The sequence below is a fragment of the Eikenella sp. genome (assembly GCF_057315495.1).
On record NZ_DBHKXY010000010.1, the window covers coordinates 60579 to 79882 of the forward strand.

Annotated in this window: 20 protein-coding genes; 9 read left to right on the plus strand and 11 right to left on the minus strand. The window is 57.9% G+C overall.

The window, feature by feature from the left end:
• Positions 1-98: 98 nt before the first annotated feature.
• The 3 genes from ACO6EE_RS01665 to hpnE all read left to right on the plus strand — a co-directional run bounded on the left by ACO6EE_RS01665 (position 99) and on the right by hpnE (position 3205).
• The gene (locus ACO6EE_RS01665; protein ID WP_485958782.1) at positions 99-947 is read left to right on the plus strand and encodes a DUF2262 domain-containing protein; all 849 of its coding nucleotides are present in this window, start codon (positions 99-101) and stop codon (positions 945-947) included.
• A 105-nt stretch (positions 948-1052) separates the two neighbouring features.
• Positions 1053-1904: a presqualene diphosphate synthase HpnD gene (gene hpnD, locus ACO6EE_RS01670; RefSeq protein WP_485958783.1), complete on the plus strand. Its 852-nt coding sequence runs from the start codon at positions 1053-1055 to the stop codon at positions 1902-1904.
• Positions 1901-3205 carry a hydroxysqualene dehydroxylase HpnE gene (gene hpnE, locus ACO6EE_RS01675; protein ID WP_485958784.1) on the plus strand — a complete coding sequence of 435 codons (1305 nt, stop codon included), beginning with the start codon at positions 1901-1903 and terminating at the stop codon, positions 3203-3205. Before hpnD ends, hpnE begins: the two co-directional genes overlap by 4 nt.
• Positions 3206-3339: 134 nt before the next feature.
• On the opposite strand, the gene plsY is transcribed toward hpnE, so the two are convergent.
• Positions 3340-3960: a glycerol-3-phosphate 1-O-acyltransferase PlsY gene (gene plsY / locus ACO6EE_RS01680; protein WP_420898747.1), complete on the minus strand. Its 621-nt coding sequence runs from the start codon at positions 3958-3960 to the stop codon at positions 3340-3342.
• A gap of 57 nt (positions 3961-4017) precedes the next feature.
• Between plsY and ACO6EE_RS01685 the strand changes: the two genes are divergently transcribed.
• Entirely contained in the window at positions 4018-4383 is a 366-nt protein-coding gene (locus ACO6EE_RS01685; RefSeq protein WP_485958785.1) for a dihydroneopterin aldolase, read from the plus strand.
• A 351-nt stretch (positions 4384-4734) separates the two neighbouring features.
• Here the strand turns inward: ACO6EE_RS01685 and ACO6EE_RS01690 are convergent, their stop codons facing one another.
• The 5 genes from ACO6EE_RS01690 to ACO6EE_RS01710 all read right to left on the minus strand — a co-directional run bounded on the left by ACO6EE_RS01690 (position 4735) and on the right by ACO6EE_RS01710 (position 8864).
• The gene (locus ACO6EE_RS01690; protein WP_064105784.1) at positions 4735-5151 is read right to left on the minus strand and encodes a YidB family protein; all 417 of its coding nucleotides are present in this window, start codon (positions 5149-5151) and stop codon (positions 4735-4737) included.
• 141 nt (positions 5152-5292) lie between these two features.
• Positions 5293-6072, minus strand: a complete 780-nt coding sequence (locus ACO6EE_RS01695; RefSeq protein ID WP_049259334.1) for an acetoin reductase — start codon at positions 6070-6072, stop codon at positions 5293-5295.
• Between the two features lie 412 nt (positions 6073-6484).
• Positions 6485-7405 carry a MetQ/NlpA family ABC transporter substrate-binding protein gene (locus tag ACO6EE_RS01700; RefSeq protein ID WP_485958786.1) on the minus strand — a complete coding sequence of 307 codons (921 nt, stop codon included), beginning with the start codon at positions 7403-7405 and terminating at the stop codon, positions 6485-6487.
• A gap of 45 nt (positions 7406-7450) precedes the next feature.
• Positions 7451-8125 carry a methionine ABC transporter permease gene (locus ACO6EE_RS01705; protein ID WP_485958787.1) on the minus strand — a complete coding sequence of 225 codons (675 nt, stop codon included), beginning with the start codon at positions 8123-8125 and terminating at the stop codon, positions 7451-7453.
• 1 nt (position 8126) lies between these two features.
• Positions 8127-8864, minus strand: coding sequence for a methionine ABC transporter ATP-binding protein (locus ACO6EE_RS01710; protein ID WP_126982930.1), 738 nt, complete (start codon positions 8862-8864; stop codon positions 8127-8129).
• A gap of 299 nt (positions 8865-9163) precedes the next feature.
• On the opposite strand from ACO6EE_RS01710, the gene eno reads away from it, so the two are divergent.
• From eno to ACO6EE_RS01735, 5 genes are all read left to right on the plus strand, one after another.
• Positions 9164-10450: a phosphopyruvate hydratase gene (gene eno / locus ACO6EE_RS01715; RefSeq protein WP_314252439.1), complete on the plus strand. Its 1287-nt coding sequence runs from the start codon at positions 9164-9166 to the stop codon at positions 10448-10450.
• Between the two features lie 14 nt (positions 10451-10464).
• Entirely contained in the window at positions 10465-10773 is a 309-nt protein-coding gene (gene ftsB, locus ACO6EE_RS01720; RefSeq protein WP_485958788.1) for a cell division protein FtsB, read from the plus strand.
• 196 nt (positions 10774-10969) lie between these two features.
• Positions 10970-11317: a hypothetical protein gene (locus tag ACO6EE_RS01725; protein ID WP_485958789.1), complete on the plus strand. Its 348-nt coding sequence runs from the start codon at positions 10970-10972 to the stop codon at positions 11315-11317.
• 54 nt (positions 11318-11371) lie between these two features.
• Positions 11372-12244 carry a DMT family transporter gene (locus ACO6EE_RS01730; protein ID WP_485958790.1) on the plus strand — a complete coding sequence of 291 codons (873 nt, stop codon included), beginning with the start codon at positions 11372-11374 and terminating at the stop codon, positions 12242-12244.
• A gap of 65 nt (positions 12245-12309) precedes the next feature.
• Positions 12310-13188 carry a YicC/YloC family endoribonuclease gene (locus tag ACO6EE_RS01735; protein ID WP_485958791.1) on the plus strand — a complete coding sequence of 293 codons (879 nt, stop codon included), beginning with the start codon at positions 12310-12312 and terminating at the stop codon, positions 13186-13188.
• Between the two features lie 122 nt (positions 13189-13310).
• On the opposite strand, the gene ACO6EE_RS01740 is transcribed toward ACO6EE_RS01735, so the two are convergent.
• The 5 genes from ACO6EE_RS01740 to mutS form a co-directional block, all read right to left on the minus strand.
• A complete protein-coding gene (locus tag ACO6EE_RS01740) occupies positions 13311-13871 on the minus strand; it encodes a hypoxanthine-guanine phosphoribosyltransferase (protein ID WP_485958792.1) in 561 nt (186 codons plus the stop codon).
• A gap of 59 nt (positions 13872-13930) precedes the next feature.
• Positions 13931-14374: a hypothetical protein gene (locus ACO6EE_RS01745; RefSeq protein ID WP_485958793.1), complete on the minus strand. Its 444-nt coding sequence runs from the start codon at positions 14372-14374 to the stop codon at positions 13931-13933.
• A 118-nt stretch (positions 14375-14492) separates the two neighbouring features.
• Positions 14493-15653 carry an alpha-hydroxy acid oxidase gene (locus ACO6EE_RS01750; protein WP_485958794.1) on the minus strand — a complete coding sequence of 387 codons (1161 nt, stop codon included), beginning with the start codon at positions 15651-15653 and terminating at the stop codon, positions 14493-14495.
• Positions 15654-15906: 253 nt separating this feature from the next.
• The gene (locus ACO6EE_RS01755; RefSeq protein ID WP_485958795.1) at positions 15907-16344 is read right to left on the minus strand and encodes a hypothetical protein; all 438 of its coding nucleotides are present in this window, start codon (positions 16342-16344) and stop codon (positions 15907-15909) included.
• 244 nt (positions 16345-16588) lie between these two features.
• A complete protein-coding gene (mutS, locus tag ACO6EE_RS01760) occupies positions 16589-19183 on the minus strand; it encodes a DNA mismatch repair protein MutS (RefSeq protein WP_485958796.1) in 2595 nt (864 codons plus the stop codon).
• Positions 19184-19304 lie beyond the last annotated feature (121 nt).

Sequence of the window (19304 nt, forward strand, 5' to 3'; positions counted from 1 at the left end):
CCATATCGCGCCGCAAAGCAGCCTTAGCCAGGTTCAGACATCGCCCCACTTCGTTGAAACCCCATTTTCAGGTAGCCTTTCCCTCAGGAGACTAAGTAATGAGCAACAAAAAACGTATCTGCCAAGAGCAGCAAACCTTCGATCAGCTCTATCAGCCGCAGGAGCAGGAAATCCTGGTGCTTACCGACAGCAGTAGCGGCGGCGGGGCGGGCAAGGGCGGGCGCGATGTGTTGTGGACGGCCAGCCGCCATTGTGCCGCCTATATCGATGCCGCCGGCCAATGCCACCGCCAAACCGTGCGGCTCGAATGGCTGGTGGAAAGCACCGCCCCCGAACACTATCGCTTCTTCCTGCGCCCCAACTGCATCTACCGCCTGCGCGTGCGGCCGCAGCGTGCAGACCGAGACTTTTCCCTGCTCTGCTTTATGCTGCTGGAAATACTGGAAGAAAACCCCGATTCGCCCGCCTTGCAGGCCGAGCTGGAACATTATCTAACGCCGGTGGTGCTGAACGAGCCGGGCATCGGCCAATTTAGCCTCAACCGCGATTTCGCCAGCTTTGAAGGCTATGCCGATTGGCTGGGTCAGGAAGTGCATATCTTGCTTGACGCCGATGCCGGCCAAGAGGAAACCGCCAATCAATCCCTCGCCTTACTGCGTCGCCTGCACAGCCAAGCTGCTGAATTCGACCGCCGTTGGCGTAGTTTTGCTGCCGAACAGCTGCTGGAAGACGCGGTAAACTGGCAAGGGGAAACCGACGAGCCGGCCGTGCCGCCGGAAAGCTTGGATGCCGAAGCGTTTGCGCGTTGTATCGAATTGTCCGAGCTCACATTGCAGGAGGAAGGGTTCACTGCCTACTATGACGATGGCGATTTGTTTTTCGGGCATGTGATTCTGGTGGAAGGCGGGCAAGACGGCGAGCCGGATGATGCGTATATTGCGGGCTGAGGTTTTGGCTTCGCAGAAATTCGTGTTGCTCGTTTAAACTTCGTTGAAGCTCACGCTTTCAGGTAGCCTTTACAGTTTGACCACACATTAGTTTATTAAAATTTTATGACCCCCTACGACTACTGCCACCAAAAAGCCGAAGAGAGCGGCTCCAGTTTTCTGGCCGGTTTCCGCTTTCTGCCGCCGGGAAAACGCCGTGCCATGACTGTGCTGTATGCCTATTGCCGCGAGCTCGACGATGTGGCGGACGATTGCGCCGATCCGACCATGGCGGCGCAAACGCTGGCCTGGTGGCGGCAGGACGCGGCCAAGGTATTTCACGGCGCAGCCTTGCCGGAGCATCCGGTTAATCAGGCCATGCGCGAAGTGGCGCCGGCCTACGGGCTACCTGAAAACGAATTAACCGCCGTGATTGACGGCGTGGAAATGGATTTAACCCCGGCGCGTTATGCCGATTTCGCCGCCTTGCAGCAATACTGCCAGCGCGTGGCCGGAGTGGTGGGGCGGCTGATTGCCCGCATCCTCGGCTTCCAAGATGCCGCCGTGCTGGATTATGCCGACAAAATGGGCTTGGCCCTGCAGCTCACCAACATCATCCGCGATGTTGGCGAAGACGCGGTGGCCGGGCGGATTTACCTGCCGGTGGAAGATTTGCAGCGCTTCAACGTGCCCGCCGCCGATTTGCGGCAACGCCGAAACAGCCAAGAGTTTGCCGAGCTGATGGCGTTTCAGGTAGCCCGTGCCCGCCAAACCTACCGCGAAGCCGTGGCTCTGCTGCCTGCTGCCGAACGACGCGGCCAGAAGGCTGGGCTGGTGATGGCCGCCATCTACTACGCTCTCTTAAACGAAATCGAGCGCGACGGCGCGGCCAATGTGCTGCGCTACAAGCTGGCGATCCCGAAGCCGCGCAAAGCGCGGATTGCCCTGAAAACCTGGCTCTTGGGGTTTAAGCCATGAGCACCGCGCCGCGTGTGGCGGTGATTGGCGGCGGCTGGGCCGGGCTCTCGGCAGCAGAAGCACTGTGCGGCCGGGCGCAAATCACCCTGTTTGAGGCCGGGCGGCAGTGCGGCGGCCGCGCCCGCACGTTGGGCGGCGGCAGCGGTTTTGCTCAGGCCGACAACGGCCAGCATATTTTAGTGGGCGCGTATCGGCAGGTGTTGGATGTGCTGGCGCGCTGCGGCGTGCGCGAGGAAGAGGCATTTTTGCGCCTGCCGCTGCAATGGCATTTGGCCGACGGCCTGCAATTTTCTGCCCGCCGCCTGAGCGCGCCGCTGCATTTGCTGGCCGGTGTGCTGGGGGCGCGCGGCATCGGCTGGGGCGAGAAAACCGCGCTGCTGCGCCAGATGCGTGCTTTGCAAAACCTGCGCTTGGCAGACGATATTCCTGTGGCCGTCTGGCTGCGGCAGCAGCAGGTATCGCACCGTTTGCAGCAGCAGTTTTGGCAGCCTTTGGTGTGGGGCGCGATGAACACCGCTTTGGAGCAGGCTTCGCTGCAACGCCTGCAAAACGTGCTGCGCGATGGCGTGTGGGCGGAACGCGCCGCCAGCGATTTTTTGCTGCCCAAGCAGGATTTGGGGCGGCTGTTTGCCGAGCCGGTATGCCGCCGCCTGCAAAAATACGGCGCACAAATCCGGCTGGAAACGCGTGTGCCGCAGATTGAACAAACGCTTTCAGGTAGCCTGTTGGTGAACGGCGAAACCTTCGATGCCGCCGTGTTGGCTGTTGCTCCCTATCATGTGCCGCTCCTGCTGCCCGAGGCCGCCCCGCCTGAGATTGCCACTGCGCTGGATGCTTTAGCCTACCACGCCATCACCACCGTGTATCTGCGTTATCCCGTTTCGCCCGAGCTGCCCGCGCCGATTACCGGCCTGGCTGAAGGCACAGCACAATGGTTTATCGACCGTGATGCGCTCGGCTTCGGGCGCGGCGAAGTATCCGCCGTGATTTCCCTGTCCGACCAATATGGCAAACTCAGCCGCGAAGAGTGGATCAAGCGAGTGCAGCAAGATTTGCGGCGCATTTGCCCGCACTTGCCGCGCCCCACTGCCGCCCAAGTCATCACCGAAAAACGCGCCACCACCGCCAGCCGCATCAATAACCCTACCACCCCCACTGCCTGGCTGCGTTATCAGCATATTTACCTCGCTGGCGACTATCTCCACCCGCGCTATCCCGCCACGCTGGAAGCTGCCGTGCAAAGCGGTCGGCAGGCTGCGGCTTTGTTGTTGAAAGATGCGGGGTGGGGAAAGGCTACCTGAAAAGTACAGTTGAGATGTACATTTCAGGTAGCCCTTAGGGTCATGCTGACAAAGCAAAAGGCTACCTGAAACTTCAGCTTCGCAGAAACTTGCGTCGCCTGTTTCAGGTAGCCTTTATCGGGTAGGTAACGCTGCTATTTGCCTGAGCCGATTTTGCTTTCCTTGCCGCTGAGCAGGTTTTGGATATTGCTGCGGTGGCGCAGCAGCACCAGCGCGGCAATCACGGCAATGGCCGCTTGCCAGGAGGGCTGTTGCACCAAGAACATGGCGGCCAGCGGGCTGATTACGGTGGCGGTGAGTGCGGCCAGTGAGGAAATTTTCAGCCCGAAGGCCATCATCAGCCACACTGCCGCGCAAATCAGCGCCACCGGCCACGATAAGGCCAGCAGCACGCCCAGCGCGGTGGCCACGCCCTTGCCGCCCTTGAAGCCGAAAAACAGCGGCCACATATGCCCCACCAACACCGCCACCGCCACGGCGGCCACCACTTCGTCGGCCAGGCCGAAATACGATTGCAGCCATCGGGCAAGCAGCACGGCCACTAGGCCTTTGAGCGCGTCGCCCAAGAGCGTGAGCGCGGCGGCTTTTTTGCGGCCGCTGCGTAAAACATTGGTGGCGCCCGGGTTGCCCGAGCCGTAGCTGCGCGGGTCGTCCAGCCCGTAGAATTTGGATACGATAACGGCAAACGAGAGCGAGCCGATTAAATAGGCGGCGGCCACGGCGGCCAGGCCCCACACAGACAAGATGTCAGCCATAAGATTTTTTCACATTGAAACAAACGAGCCGGATTCTATCACGAGGACAAGCACAGCATGGATACCGTTTTTCTGCACGGCTTAAAAGCCCAAACCCTAATCGGCGTTTTCGACTGGGAACGCCGCCAGCCGCAAACCGTGTTGCTGGATATCGACATCCATGCCGATTTGCGTGCGGCGGAAAAGAGCGATAACGTGGCCGATACGATCAGCTACGCCGAGGCGGCGGAGCTGGTAACGGCGGCCTTGGCCGGCCAGCAGTTTTTCTTGCTGGAGGCGCTGGCGGGTTATGTGGCGCAGCTGCTGCTTAAGCATTTCCCTTCCTGCGAGAGCGTGCGGATTAAGGCGGTAAAACCCGGTATCCTGCCCGGCGTGGCATCGGTGGGCGTGGTGATGGAGCGGGGCAGGGCAGAGGCTACCTGAAAGATATAGTTTATTAAAATCAGTATGCTACGGCGTTAGCTTGCCTTGCCGTACTGGTTGTGCTGTTTGCGGCTTGCCGCCTTGCCCCTTCTGATTTTAATCCACTATGGCCAAAGCATTTTCCCCGCTGCCAAGCGAGCTAACGCGATATGCAGTGCATTGCTTCAGCCATCTCGCCGTTTAAACTTCGCCTAAGCTGTGCTTTCAGGTAGCCTCACAACTATAGTGAATTAACAAAAATCAGGACAAGGCGACGAGCCGCAGATAGTACGGCAAGGCGAGGCAACGCTGTACTGGTTTAAATTTAATTCACTATAAAAAAGCCGTCTGAACATTCAGACGGCTTTTGGTTTATTTCATAAAGTTTTTCAGTAGCATGGAAGCCACATCGTCCAGGCCGAAGCCGTCTGCGTCTTGCGCGCTGCCGTTTGGGGTGGCGTGGTCTACCAGGTTGGGCAGGATTTTGGCCAGCATCTCGCTTGCCTGGTTGGCATCCACGCCGAATTTCTGCGCCAGCTGGTTTACGGTGTCGCTACCCAGCGCTTGTTGCAGTTGGCTGCCGGACACGGGCATATTGCCAGACTGGTTGGAAACCCAGCTGCTGATGGCATCACCCAAGCCGCCTTGTTGCAGCTGGCTGATCAGGTTGCCCACGCCGCCGTGCTGTTTCACCAAATCCATCGCCATATCGGTGAGCGAGCCTTGGCCGCCGTCTTTGCCGCCCAGCATCTGGCTGGCCGCGTTCATTAGATTATCCATTAAAGTTATGATTTTCCCTTATGTTAGAGTGAAAAGGGGCGCAGTGTAGCAAAGTTTGGGCGGCAGGGTGCGGGTTTAACCGAATTTAGCGGATGCAAAATGCGGGCGGCCATAAAAACAGCCGGCTGCCGCCGGCCGTTTGCCTGTTGTTTAACGGAATACCATGCCGCCGTCGGTGAGGATGGTTTGGCCGGTGATGTAGTCGGCGTCTTCCGAAGCCAGGAAGGATACCAGGTTGGCCACGTCTTCCGGCTGTTGCGGCCGGCCGGCGAGGATGCCTTTGGTAAATTCGTTCCACGCCTGTTTCGGCTGGTAGCCCTTGTGTTCTACAAATGCGGCGTCGATGCGCTCCCACATGGGGGTGTCGGCCACACCCGGGCAATAGGCGTTTACGCGGATGTTGTAGGGGGCGAGTTCTTTTGCGGTGGAATGGGTGAACGAGCGTACCGCGTGCTTGGTGGCGCAATACAGGCTCAGCATTTCGTAGGATTCGTGACCGGCGATGCTGCATGCGTTGATGATTTTGCCTACGCCCTGCTGTTTTTTCATTTGTTCGGCGGCGGCCTGCGTGCCGAAAATCACGCCCTTGATGTTGATGCCCAACACCCGGTCGATTTCATTTTCGTTCAGGCTCAAGAATGTGCCGACCGATTCCACGCCCGCGTTGTTGACAAACACGTCCACCCGCCCGAAGGCCTTGACTGCTTCGTCCACTAGGCGGAACTGGTCTTCCCGGCTGGCGGAATTGCCCTTTACGGCGATATTTTCAAACCCGGCGGCATCGAATTCCGCTTTAACCTTGTTCAGGTTGTCGGCGTTGATGTCGTGCAGCACCACGCGGAAGCCGTCTTTGGCCAAACGGGTGGCGATTGCTTTGCCCAAACCTGCGGCGGAACCGGTAACTACGGCTACTTTTTTCACATCGGTCATGGTAGATCTCCTTTTCGGGTGGAAATGCAGCCGTATGCCTTTGCGGCACGGCCGGCGGATGCCAGCCGCCCGAACAAGCGGACGGATGGCGGAAAGGGGGAATTTGAAATCTAAATGTGTGGTGTGTATCTGCATGAACAATGGCAGTAAAGTACCAAAAATCATAACAGATGTAAACAAAAGGGCAACAGATTGGTTTGCTCGGAAAATTTTATGCAGATGGCAAAATCGGGCGAGGCTGTGGGCGGGGCTCTGGCAGTAAGGAGGAGCAACGCGTTAGGAAGGAGCAAGATACATAAAATCAGTTTATTGCGTGTTCCCAGATATAAGGGTATTTTTCAGGTAGCCTTTTCCTCAATTAAAAACAGCCGCTTCAGGCTAGCTGAAACGGCTGTGTTTTTATCCGCGTTGCTTATTTGGCGGCAGATGCGCCGGAGGCGGCTGCTGCAGAAGCGGCCGGAGCGGCGGCTGCGCCTTCGCCCCATGCTGCGGGATATTTGTAGCCGACGAAGCGTTTGTGCGCGTAGTCTTTGAATTCTTGGGAATTGTAGGCGGCGGTTACGTCTTTCACCCATTGCGCGTCTTTATCGGCAGTGCGCACGGCAGACCAGTTGATGTAGGCGAAGCTGGGCTCTTGGAACAGGGCTTCGGCCAGTTTCATGCCGGAAGACATGGCGTAGTTGCCGTTTACGATGGCGAAGTCCACGTCTTGGCGGCTGCGCGGCAGGTTGGCGGCTTCCATTTCCACGAATTCGATATTTTTGGTATTTTCGGCAATATCGGTGCGGGCGGCTTTGAGCGGGTCGATACCCTCTTTCAGTTTAATCCAGCCCAGGTTGTCGAGCATTACCAATGCGCGGGCGAGGTTAGACGGGTCGTTGGGAATGGAAACGGTGCTGCCGTTTTTCACCTGATCCAGCGCAGTGAGCTTGCCGGGGTAGATGCCCAAGGGGGCGGTGGGCACTTGGAATACTTCGGTCAAATCCAAATTACGTTCGGCTTTGAAGCCGTCTAGATAGGGTTTGTGCTGGAAGATGTTGATGTCGATTGCGCCCTCGGCCAGTGCCTGGTTGGGGGTAACGTAGTCGGGAAATTCGGTGAGGGTAACGGTGTAGCCTTGTTTTTCCAGCATGGGCTTGATTTGGTCGGTAATCATGTCGGCAAAGTCGCCCGGGGTAGTGCCGAAGCGGATTTCCCGCTTGGCTTCGGCGGCGGGCTGGCTGCCGGCAGATGCGGCGGATGCTTGTGCGCCGCTGCCGCTGTCTTGTCCGCCGCAGGCGGCCAGGGTCATACCCAGCACGGCGGCGCAGGTGAGTTTCCATAATGCTTTCATTGCGTGTCTCCTTTTAAGTGGATAAACAGGTTGGGAAAAAACAGATTAGCGTTTGTCTAAACGGGCGGCAAGGTAGTTGCCGATTTCTTGCATAGTGATGACGATGATGGAGAGCAGGATAACAACCGTCCACATAACGTCAGACATAAAGCGGTGGTGGCCGTAATTGATGCCGAGGTCGCCGATACCGCCGCCACCAATGAGGCCGGCTGCGGCGCTCAAGCCGAGAATGGCGATAATCAGGATGGTGATGCTGCGAACCAAGCCCGCGCGCGCTTCGTTGAGCAAGACTTTGGTCATGATGGTGGGCGGTTTCGCACCCATGGCTAAAGCGGCCTCCACCACGCCTTTGGGTACTTCGGCCAGATTTTGTTCCACCAGGCGGGCGAAATAAAAAATACCGGCCACGCTGAGGGAAACAGATGCGGCTACCGGCCCGAAAGTGGTGCCGACAAGCGCGCGTGATGGAATTTCCATCATAATCATCAGGATAACGAACGGATAGGCGCGCATAAAGTTGATGATGAAGCCCAAAATCTGATGAATGCGGCGGTTGGCATAAATTTGGTTTTTGCCGGTGGTAAACAGCCATAAGCCCAACGCGCCACCAAAAATAACGCTGACGGGCACGGAAATGCCGAGCATCACTGCCGTCTGCCAAAAGGCTTTATAAAAATTGGGCAGCAGGCGGATGAGGTTTTCGAAAATATCGTATTTCATTTTAATCCTCCTGTACCAATTCGCGCCCGATGTCGGTGTGCGCCAGAATCTGCTTGTCGCGCACGTCGGCCACTTCCAGCAAATGCCCTTGATGCAGCAGGGCAGTACGGCGGCACAGGCGGCGGATGACGCTCATTTCGTGGGTGACGATCACGATGGTTACGTTGAAACGGCGGTTGATGTCTTGCAGGCAGTCGAGCACGCTGCGGGTGGTGGCCGGGTCGAGCGCGGAAGTGGGCTCGTCGGCCAGAATCACGCTCGGGTTGGGTGCGAGCGCACGGGCAATGCCCACGCGCTGTTTCTGCCCGCCGGAAAGTTGGGCGGGGTAGTGCTGCGCGCGGTCGGACAGGCCGACAATCTGCAAACATTCGCGCACGCGTTCGTTGATTTTGCTTTTGCTCCAGCCGGCAATCTCCAGCGGGAAGGCCACGTTGCCGGCCACGGTGCGGTTTGCAAGCAGGTTGAACTGCTGAAACACCATGCCGATGTTTTGGCGGGCGGTGCGCAGTTGGGCGGGGCTCATGGCGGTGAGGTCTTGGCCGTCTACCAGTACTTTGCCGCTGTCGGGGCGTTCCAGCAGGTTGATCAGGCGCAGCAGGGTGGATTTGCCCGCGCCTGAATAGCCCATCAGCCCGAACACCTCGCCTTGGTCGATGCTCAGGCTCAAGGGATGTACGGCCATGAATTGGTTGCTTTTGCCGTGATGATAGCTTTTACAAACGGAATCCAGAATAATCATGATGTTGTTGTATGGCCGCCTCATTCGGCGGCTGCAAAGATTTAAAGCCCACTGGATCAACAATGGGCTTAAAACAGAGATGCGTGTTATGGATGGTACGCTTTAGCTGTTTTAACGCCCGCAAGCTGTATCAAATCGGCGTAAATAATGGTGGCGTATTTAATGCCCAAATATGGGTTTTGTCAAGAGCGGCTGTTTGCCGGGCTGTGTTTCAAGCTCGCCGGTTTCGGGTATAATCTTGCCGTTTGGGCGGGCAAGCCGCCGTTTCTTCAGCCAACTAACTTTTTGGAGCAGAGTGCATGAGCGCCATTATTGATATTTTCGCCCGCGAGATTCTCGATTCGCGCGGCAATCCCACCGTAGAATGCGATGTGTTGCTGGAAAGCGGCGTGATGGGGCGCGCGGCCGTGCCCAGCGGCGCTTCCACCGGCCAGAAAGAAGCGCTGGAGCTGCGCGACGGCGATGCCGCACGCTATTTGGGCAAAGGCGTGCTCAAAGCCGTGGAGCATGTGAACAACGAAATCGCCCAAGCCGTTATCGGCATTGATGCTTCCGAACAGAGCTATATCGACAAAGTGCTGGTGGAATTGGACGGCACGGACAACAAAGGCCGCCTCGGCGCCAATGCCACTTTGGCCGTATCCATGGCTGTGGCGCGCGCTGCCGCCGAAGATGCCGGCCTGCCGCTCTACCGCTATTTGGGCGGCGCGGGGCCGATGGCGATGCCGGTGCCGATGATGAACGTGATCAACGGCGGCGAACACGCCAACAACAGCCTGGATATTCAGGAATTTATGATTATGCCGGTGGGCGCAACCAGCTTCCGCGAGGCCTTGCGCTGCGGCGCGGAAGTGTTCCACCACTTGAAAAAAATCTGCCACAACAAAGGCTTTCCCACTACCGTGGGCGACGAGGGCGGCTTTGCCCCCAATTTGGGCAGCCACGCTGAAGCTTTAGATTTGATTTTGGAAGCCGTGAAAGCCGCCGGTTACGAAGCGGGTAAAGACGTGCTGCTCGCGCTCGATTGCGCTTCCAGCGAGTTTTATAAAGACGGCAAATACCACCTCTCCGCTGAAGGCAAAGCGCTGACCAGCGCCGAATTTGCCGATTATCTGGCCGATTTGGCCAGCCGCTATCCGATTGTTTCGATTGAAGACGGCATGGACGAAAACGACCGCGAAGGCTGGAAGCTGCTCACCAAAAAGCTTGGTGGCAAAGTGCAGCTGGTGGGCGACGACTTGTTTGTTACCAACCCGAAAATCCTGGCCGAAGGCATTAAAGAAGGCATTGCCAACGCCCTGCTGGTGAAAGTGAACCAAATCGGCACTCTGAGCGAAACCCTGAAAGCCGTGGAGCTGGCCAAACGTAACCGCTACGCCAGCGTGATGAGCCACCGCTCCGGCGAAACCGAAGACAGCACCATCGCCGATTTGGCTGTGGCCACCAACTGCATGCAGATTAAAACCGGCTCGCTTTCCCGCTCCGACCGCATGGCCAAATACAACCAGCTGCTGCGCATTGAAGAAGAGTTGGGCGAAGCCGCTTATTATCCCGGCCAAGCCGCGTTTTACCATTTGGCTCGCTAAAGGCTACCTGAAACATGAAATGGGTAACCGTGGTGCTGGCCGTGGCGCTGGTGTGGCTGCAGCATAATCTGTGGCTGGCCAAAGGCGGCTGGCGCGATATGTGGCGGCTGGAGGCCGAAGCCGAACGCCAGCGGCAGGCCAACCAAAGCCTGGTGCTGCGCAATCAAGCCTTGACGGCCGAAGTGGAAAACTTGCGCACCGGAAAAGAAGCCATCGCCGAAATCGCCCGCACTGATTTGGGCTATGTGGGGCCGGGTGAAGTGTATTACCGCATTTTGCCCGCTTCCGAAGCGGCGGCAGACAGCGGAACGGCTGCCGAATAATAGGTATCAATGGTTTTCAGGTAGCCTGCTGTCTGCAAGAGGCTACCTGAAAATATTTCTGCCATAGCAAACAGCATATATAGTGGATTAACAAAAATCAGGACAAGGCGGCGAGCCGCAGACAGTACACACGTTACGGCAAGGCGAGCCAACGCTGTACTGGTTTTTGTTAATTCACTATAAATCATCGGCAATCATGGAGCTAACCGTTTACCTCAACTTCTCCCTCGCTGCGCAAACCTCTGTTGCCAAACGGCAAACCATCAATAAAATCCAGCAAAGTTTGCAGCCGTATCATGGTGAGGCAATGGCAGAAGAGGGTGGGTTTGTCGTGAAATTGAATGCGCCAAATTGGCCGCAGGGCGTGTTTCATCTGTTGGATTTTGCCCAACAGTTGGGGCGGCATTGGGTGGTGAGTGGCAATATTCGGCACGGGCTGGACGCATTCAGCAGCGAGATAGGCATCACCGGCGTGGAGGCTGCAAGCATGATGTGTGAGAATCCGTTTGGTGCGCCCTGTATGCCGCTGCAGTATGAAGCATAATGGATTGCGGAGTTGCCGCAATTTTGAGCATATTATTTTGTTTTGTATAATGTTATGAGTAATCCCGCTCTGCGTGTCGACCGCCTGGGCTCCGGTTGGATGGTGGTTTCAGCCACCCTGTTTGCCCTGATGGGCGCGTTTGCCAAAGCCGCCGGCAGCCGTTTCGGCTTCAGCTTCAACGAGCTGGTGTTTTGGCGTATGTTGTTTGGCTTGGTGGCAATCGGGCTACCGGAATGGTGGCGCAACAAGCCCTTCCGCACGCCCTATTTGAAATCGCACCTCAACCGCAGCATCACCGGCTCGGTGGCGCTCTTGCTCTCGTTTTTCGCGCTCACCCGCCTGCCGCTGGCCACCGCCATCACGCTCAATTACACCTCTTCGCTGTTTTTGGCCTTGCTTTCCTTCATCTTTCTCAAGGAAAAAATTGCCCCGCGAATGCTGGCTGCGCTTTTGATGGGCTTCGGCGGTATCATCATCCTGCTCCAGCCCACCATTGCCGCCGAGCAGCAGCTTGCCGGCCTGATCGGCCTGATTTCCGGCGTGTGTTCCGGCTGGGCGTATTTGCAGGTGCGCGAACTCTCGCAGCTGGGCGAGCCCAGCTGGCGCGTGGTGTTTTACTTCTGCTGCGTGGCTACGGTTATGTCGGGCATATTGGCCTGCATCAACGGCTGGCAGCCGCCCACCGCCCAATCGCTGCCCTACCTGTTCGGCTTGGGCGCTGCCGGTACCCTCGGCCAGCTGGCGATGACCCGCGCCTACCAAGTGGGGCGCAAGCTCACGGTGGCTTCGCTGTCCTACCTTACGGTGGTGTTTTCCACCCTGCTGGGCATTTTCTGGCTGGGCGACAGCACCAGCTGGCACGAAATCATCGGTATGTTGGTGATTGTATGCGCCGGCGTATTGGGCAGCTTTGCCAAGGGCAAATAAGGGGGCTTAAAGGCTACCTGACAGCAAGGCGAACAATTTATCCACTGTATTTAAAGGAGAAAATTATGATCAATAGCATGACCGGTTTTGCCAACGGCAGCGCCGAACATGGCAGCAAACGCCTGTATATCGAACTGCGCGCGGTCAACCACCGCTATCTCGACATCCAATTCAAAATGCCAGAAGATCTGCGCCACCTCGAAGGTGCATTGCGCGAAGCCGTATCCGCCCACGCCGCGCGCGGCAAAATCGAATGCCGCATCCAACTGCGCCACGGCGAGCAGGCCGGTGGCGAGCAAGAATTGCGGCTGAACAAAAAATTGGTTGCCCGGCTGGCTAAAATCAACAATAAAATCTGTAAGAAACATCCCGACATCAACCGCTTGGGCGTAGCCGACATCCTCGCTTTCCCCGGCGTGCTGGCTGCTCCGGCGGAAGAAACCGATGATTTAGACGAAGCCGTGTTGCAGCTCATCAACGAAGTGCTGGTTGCCTTCAACCAGGCCCGCAGCCGCGAGGGCGAGCAGTTGCAGCAACACCTGCTGCAGCGTTTGCAGCAGATGGAGCAGATTCTGGATGCTTTGGCCGCCGCTTTCCCGCAGTTGCTGCAACAGCATATGGACAAAGTGCGCCAGCGGTTGCGCGAAGCCGTTGGCGACGTGGAAAACGACCGCCTGCAGCAAGAGTTTGCCTTGTTTATGCAGAAGGCAGACGTGGACGAAGAATTCAGCCGCCTGCGCACCCACATCGCCGAAGTGCGCCGCATCGTAAGCAGCCAGCCCAAAGGTAGCATCGGCAAGCGCCTGGATTTCCTGATGCAGGAACTCAACCGCGAAGCCAACACGCTGGGTAGTAAATCCATTGCCGCCGAATGCACCCAGGCCTCGGTAGAACTGAAAGTGCTCATCGAGCAGATGCGCGAGCAAGTGCAGAATATCGAGTGATGTTTGTGCAGATGAAAAAGGCTACCTGAACAATCAGGTAGCCTTTTGTTGTTATTGTAAAAGGAATGGATAGTTGGCAGTACGATACTGCCACTTTCAGGTAGCCTCCAGCTTAGGCTTCGTTATTTATCAGCCAGGGCGTAGATGGCGCCGAGATTGCGCCACATGCCGCTGGCATCCATGCCGTAGCCGAACACATAGCGGTTGGGCACGTGGATGCCCACATAATCGGCAGTGATCGGTTTGGAGCGGTTGATGTCTTTGTTGGCGAACACGGCGGTGCGGCAGGAGGCGGCGCCCATTTCCATCACTTGTTTGTGGATGGCGGCCATGGTGTGGCCTTCGTCTAGGATGTCGTCGAGCACTAAAACATGACGGCCTTCCACGCTGTTTTGCGGGGCGCGCAGCCAGTTGAGCTGCACGCTGCCGCTCAGTTCGCTGCCGTAGCGGGAAACATGTACGTAGTCGAAATCAAGGGGGAAGCGCAAAAGGGGCAGGAGCTGGCCGGTAAATACGACGGCACCGCCCATCACGGGCAGGAGTAGGGGGTATTGGCCGGCCAGATCGGCGGTAATCTCTGCGGCCATGCGCTCCAGGGCGGCGCGGCAGGTGGCTTCGTCGAACAGGAGGTCGGCTTTTTCCAGGATGCCGTTGGCTTGCTGGAAACGTTGTTGGATGGTCATGCGGGGCGTCCTTGCGGGTTTGGTGTGGGGCTACCTGAAAATGATGTCGTGCATACGCTTTAGGAGGCAAATTCGGAAATGGTGATTTCTACGTTGCGGCCTTTGCGCTCAAACAGAGTAGCGCGGGAGTAGGGGGTGGCGGGACTGTCGTGGAAGAATCTGACCAGCACACGGTTCGGGCCGGGGCGGTTGATGACGAGTTTGATCGGGTAGGCCTCGTTTTGGCCGTCGCCGTCATAGTCGAAGTGGGCTTGGCTATTGCGGGTGAAGGTGCGTGTGGGCAGGGTGCGCGGCAGATGGGGATGGTCGAGCTGCAGGATGTGGTTTTCGTTTTGGTTGGCGCGCATGGCGGCGTAGGCTTGGGCGAGGGTGCCGTTGTGATAGGTGCAGCGGTATACGGTGGGTACGCCTTGTTGAACCGGCTGGGGGTTGCATTCGAGATTGCCGGCAGCGGCGAAGGGGGTGGCGATGAGAAGGGCGAGCAGTAGGGGTTGGGTACGCATTTGGGTTTTCCTATAAAAAGATTGATTAAGAAGGCTACCTGAAAACGGGGGCTTCAACGGAAATTGAAAGCTGCGCTGTTTTTCAGGTAGCCTGAATTATAGTACAGGGCAAGGGGCGTTAGTATGTGCCTTCCACCAAAATATCGCGGGTAACGGTTTGGATATTGCGGTGGCCGGTGAAGGCCATGGTGATGTCCATTTCGTTGTAGAGGATTTCCAGCGCGCGGGTGACGCCTGCTTCGCCGTAGGCACCTAGCCCGTAGATGTAGGCGCGGCCGATGAGTACGCCGCGCGCGCCCAATGCCCAAGCGCGCAGGATGTCTTGGCCGCTGCGGATGCCGCCGTCCATCCACACTTCGATATCGTTTCCGACGGCGGAAACGATGCGGGGCAGGGCGCGGATGGAGGAGGGGGCGCCGTCGAGCTGGCGGCCGCCGTGGTTAGATACCACGATGGCATCCGCGCCGCTTTTCACCGCCGCTTCGGCGTCTTCCGGCTCCATGATGCCTTTGATGATGAGTTTGCCGCCCCATTCGTCTTTGATGCGGGCGACGTCGTCCCAGCTTAAGCTCGGGTCGAATTGCTCGGCCGTCCAGGCGGAGAGGGAGCTCATGTCGCTCACGCCTTTAACGTGGCCTTCGATGTTGCCGAAGCCGCGCCGCTGGGTGTTGAGCATACCTAAGCCCCATTCGGGCTTGGTGGCGAGGTTGAGCAGGTTCATCAGGGTGGGCTTGGGCGGGGTGGAGAGGCCGTTTTTGATGTCTTTATGGCGCTGGCCGAGCACCTGCAAATCGGCAGTGAGCACGAGGGCGGAGCATTGGGCGGCTTTGGCGCGGCGGATGAGGTCGCGCATGAATTCGCGGTCGCGCATCACATAAAGCTGAAACCAGAAGGGCTCGGGGCTGTTGGCGGCCACGTCTTCGATAGAGCAGATGCTCATGGTGGAGAGGATATAGGGCACGCCGAATTTGGCGGCGGCGCGGGCGGCGAGGATTTCGCCGTCGGCATGCTGCATGCCGGTGAGGCCGACGGGGGCGAGGGCGAGCGGCATTGTCACGGTTTGCCCGATCATTTTGCTCTCGAGGCTGCGGTTTTCCATATTTACCAGCACGCGCTGGCGGAACAGGATGGATTGGAAATCGGCTTCGTTGGCGCGGTAGGTGGATTCGGTCCACGAGCCGGTGTCGGCGTAGTCGTAGAACATTTTGGGCACTTTGTGCCGGGCGATGCGCTGGAGGTCGGTAATGCAGGTGATTTTGTTGAGCTTGGTGGCTGCCATGAGGGATGCCTTTGGGATGGTTGGAATGAAGTTGCCGCTGATGTGTGGCGGTAGTGATAAGGATTATATCGCTATCGCGAATTATCTTCACTCTCGTGCGGCTTGGTTTCGCTGTGCTGAATTGCGCCTGCTGTATGCAGGGCATCGGCTTGTATCGCAAGTGACTTAACCAGGCGGTAGTGGATGGGATGTTGGGCAATGGAAAAGGCTACCTGAAAGTTTTCAGGTAGCCTTTAATCATATGCGGAACGGATTATTTGTCGAGGCGGCGGGTTTCTACGATTCGGCCGTCAGCCACCATTTGGGGCAGTTCGTCGCGTTTGATTTGGATGCGTTCGGATTCGTCCCAAGTGATGTTGGAGAGGTCGCCGTTCAGGTCTTGTTTGGCGCCTTCAGGCACTTCCCAAGCGGCATCTTCGGTGATCACGATGATGTGGTTGGATTGTACTTCCACTACTTTCATCAGACCGTAGGCCACGGATTGCTCCTTGCCGTTTTGACCGAAACCTTGGTCGGAGAAAGAGCTGAGTTTTGCAGCGTAGAGGTCGCCTACTTTAGGTTCGGCCAATACAGAATCGAGAGCAGGTGCGGTAGCAGCGGTTTGTGCGCCGCTGGCTGCGGCGGATTGAGCTTGGCCGCCGCAGGCTGCCAATACGGAAATGAGGGCTAAAGCGAGTAAGCGTTGTTTCATAGTTAAAGTCCTTACGATTATTAAATTGACACTGAGGGCTTTCGTGTTCGAAAACGGCTGTATTATCGCCGTTTTACTGGAAATCTACAAATTATTACGTTTTCAGACAGCATTTTGTGGCAAGTCTACCTGAAACCAATACAGCATTTTCAGGCAGCTTTTCGCGGCTTGGGGCTACCTGAAAAACAGCGACGCTGCTTTTAGCTGTGTCGGTAGTTGGCGTTGGGGGGGTGCAGCTCCGCTTTCAGGTAGCCTCTTGTGCAGTGGCAGCCTGTTTTTGCAGTTGATACAGCAGCTCGAGGGCTTGGCGCGGGGTAAGTTCGTCGGGGTGCAGCGCGGCGAGCTCTTGCAGCAGGGGGTGGGCGGCCGGCGGGACGGGCTCGGCCGGGCTGTGTTCGGGCACTGCATCTTCTGGCAGGCTGAACATATCCATCTGTGGGCGGTGGGCGGCGGCCTGGGCTTCGAGCTGTTCGAGGTGTTTCTGCGCGGCTTTGAGGGCGGGGGCGGGCAGGCCGGCGAGTTTGGCTACGGCGATGCCGTAGCTTTTTTCGGCCGGGCCGGGCTCGATGTGGTGTAGGAAGACGATATCTTGCCCTTCTTCTAAGGCGGAGAGGTGCATATTGACGGCGGCACTGTGTTGCTCGGGCAGGAGGGTGAGCTCGAAATAGTGAGTGGCAAACAGGCTGAAAGATTGGTTTTTTTGGATTAAATGTTCGGCCACGGCCTGGGCGAGGGCGAGGCCGTCGAAGGTGGAGGTGCCGCGGCCGACTTCGTCCATGAGCACTAGGGATTGCTCGGTGGCGTGGCGCAGGATGTAGGCGGTTTCGCTCATTTCCACCATGAAGGTGGAGCGGTTGGCGGCGAGGTCGTCGGAGGCGCCGATGCGGGTGAAAATTTGGTCGATTTGGCCGATGCGGGCGGCTTCGGCGGGCACGAAGCTGCCGGTGTGGGCGAGCAAAACGATGTGGGCGACTTGGCGCATATAGGTGGATTTGCCACCCATATTGGGGCCGGTGAGCAGCATGAGGCGGTGTTTGTGGTCGAGGCGGGTGTGGTTGGGGGTGAAGTGCGGCACTTGGCCTTCAACCACGGGATGGCGGCCGTTGTCGATTTCGATGCCGGGATAGTCGGTAAACTGGGGGGCGTGGTAATCGTGTTCGGCGGCAAAGTGGGCGAAACAGCAGAGTACATCCAGCGCGGCAGCGGCTTTGGCGGTACGTTGCAGCAGGGGCAGTTGCTGCTGGAGCTCTTGCAGCAGGCTGTCGTAGAGGCGTTTTTCGAGGGCGAGGGCGTGCTCTTGGGCATTGAGCACCTTGTCTTCGAAGGTTTTGAGCTCGGAGGTGATGAAGCGTTCGGCGTTTTTCAGGGTTTGGCGGCGCTGGTAGTCGGCGGGGGCTTCGGCAGCTTGAATTTTGGAAAGCTCGATGTAGAAGCCGTGCACGCGGTTGTATTCGACTTTGAGGGTGGAAAGGCCGGTGCGCTCGCGTTCGCGCGCTTCGAGTTCGAGCAGGAAGTCGCTGCCGTGGTTTTGGATGCGGCGCAATTCGTCGAGCTCGGCGGAAAAGCCGTGGTTGATCACGCCGCCGTCGCGCAGCCACACGGCGGGCTCGGGCAGGATGGCCTTTTGCAGCTTCTCGGCAATATCGGCACCTTGCGGGAAGATGTCGGCCAGGGTATTGAGCAGGCTGCTTTCAGGTAGCCTGAGTCGGGTGAGGGTAAATAAGCTGTCGCGCAGGCCGGAGAGGTCGCGCGGGCGGGCGGAGCCTACGGCGATGCGGGCGGCGATGCGTTCGATGTCGGCGATGGTTTTCAGGTAGTCTTGCAGGGCGGAATAATCGTTTTGCAGGGCGGATACGGCTTCTTGACGGGCGCGGATGTGTTCGCGGTTGCGCAGCGGGTTGTGCAGCCATTGGGCGAGCAGGCGGCTGCCCATGTTGCCAGCGCAGCGGTCGAGGGTGGAAAAGAGGGTGGGCTCTTTTTTGCCGGACAGGGTGGCGGTGATTTCGAGGTTGCGACGGGTGGCGGCATCCATGCCGATGTATTGTTGTTCGGTTTCGAGGCTGAGGTTGTCGAGGTGGCGCGGCAGCTGGGATTGGGTGTGGCGGATGTAGTTGAGCAGGGCGCCGGCGGCGCCGATGGCGGGATCGTGTTCGCCGGATTGGAGGCCGAAGCCGAGCAGGTCTTGGCAGCCGAAGTAGTCGGTGAGCAGAGTGTGGGCGCTGTCGGGGGCGAATTGCCAGTCGTGCAGGCGGGTGGGGTTGCAGTTTTCAGGTAGCCTCAGTTTAGCGGCGGCTTGGTCAGGCAACAATACTTCGGCGGCCTGCAAGCGGGCGAGTTCGTCGGGCAGTTGGGCCGGGGCGATGATTTTGGCTTTGAATTCGCCGCTTTGCAGGGAGGCCCAGGCGAGGCCAACCGGCTGCTTGGCCTTGCCGTTCCAAGCCACGGCGGTGATGCGGTTGGTTTCTTTGTCTTCCAACAGGGCGGCATCGGTGAGCGTGCCGGGGGTGATGATGCGAACCACTTCTCGCGCCACTGGGCCTTTGCCAACGCCCACTTCGCCTACTTGCTCGCAAATGGCCACGCTGCGGCCGAGTTTGACCAGTTTGGCCAAGTATTGCTCGGCCGCGTGGTGTGGCACTCCGGCCATTTTGATGGGCTCGCCGTTGATTTGGCCGCGGGTGGTGAGGGTGATGTCGAGCAAGCGGGCAGCTTCTTCGGCATCGGTGAAGAAGAGCTCGTAGAAGTCGCCCATGCGGTAGAACAGCAGTTTGTCGGTGTGCTGGGCTTTGATCTCGAGATACTGCTGCATCATCGGGGATACGGCGCTTTTGCGGCTCATGAAAGGCTACCTGAAAAATGGAAAGGCGAAAAACGATATTGTAGCCGATGCGGCAGCGGACGAAATGTTTGTACTTGTAAAATGATTTGCCCGGCGGCTGGGGTGGGTGGTTAAATTCTGC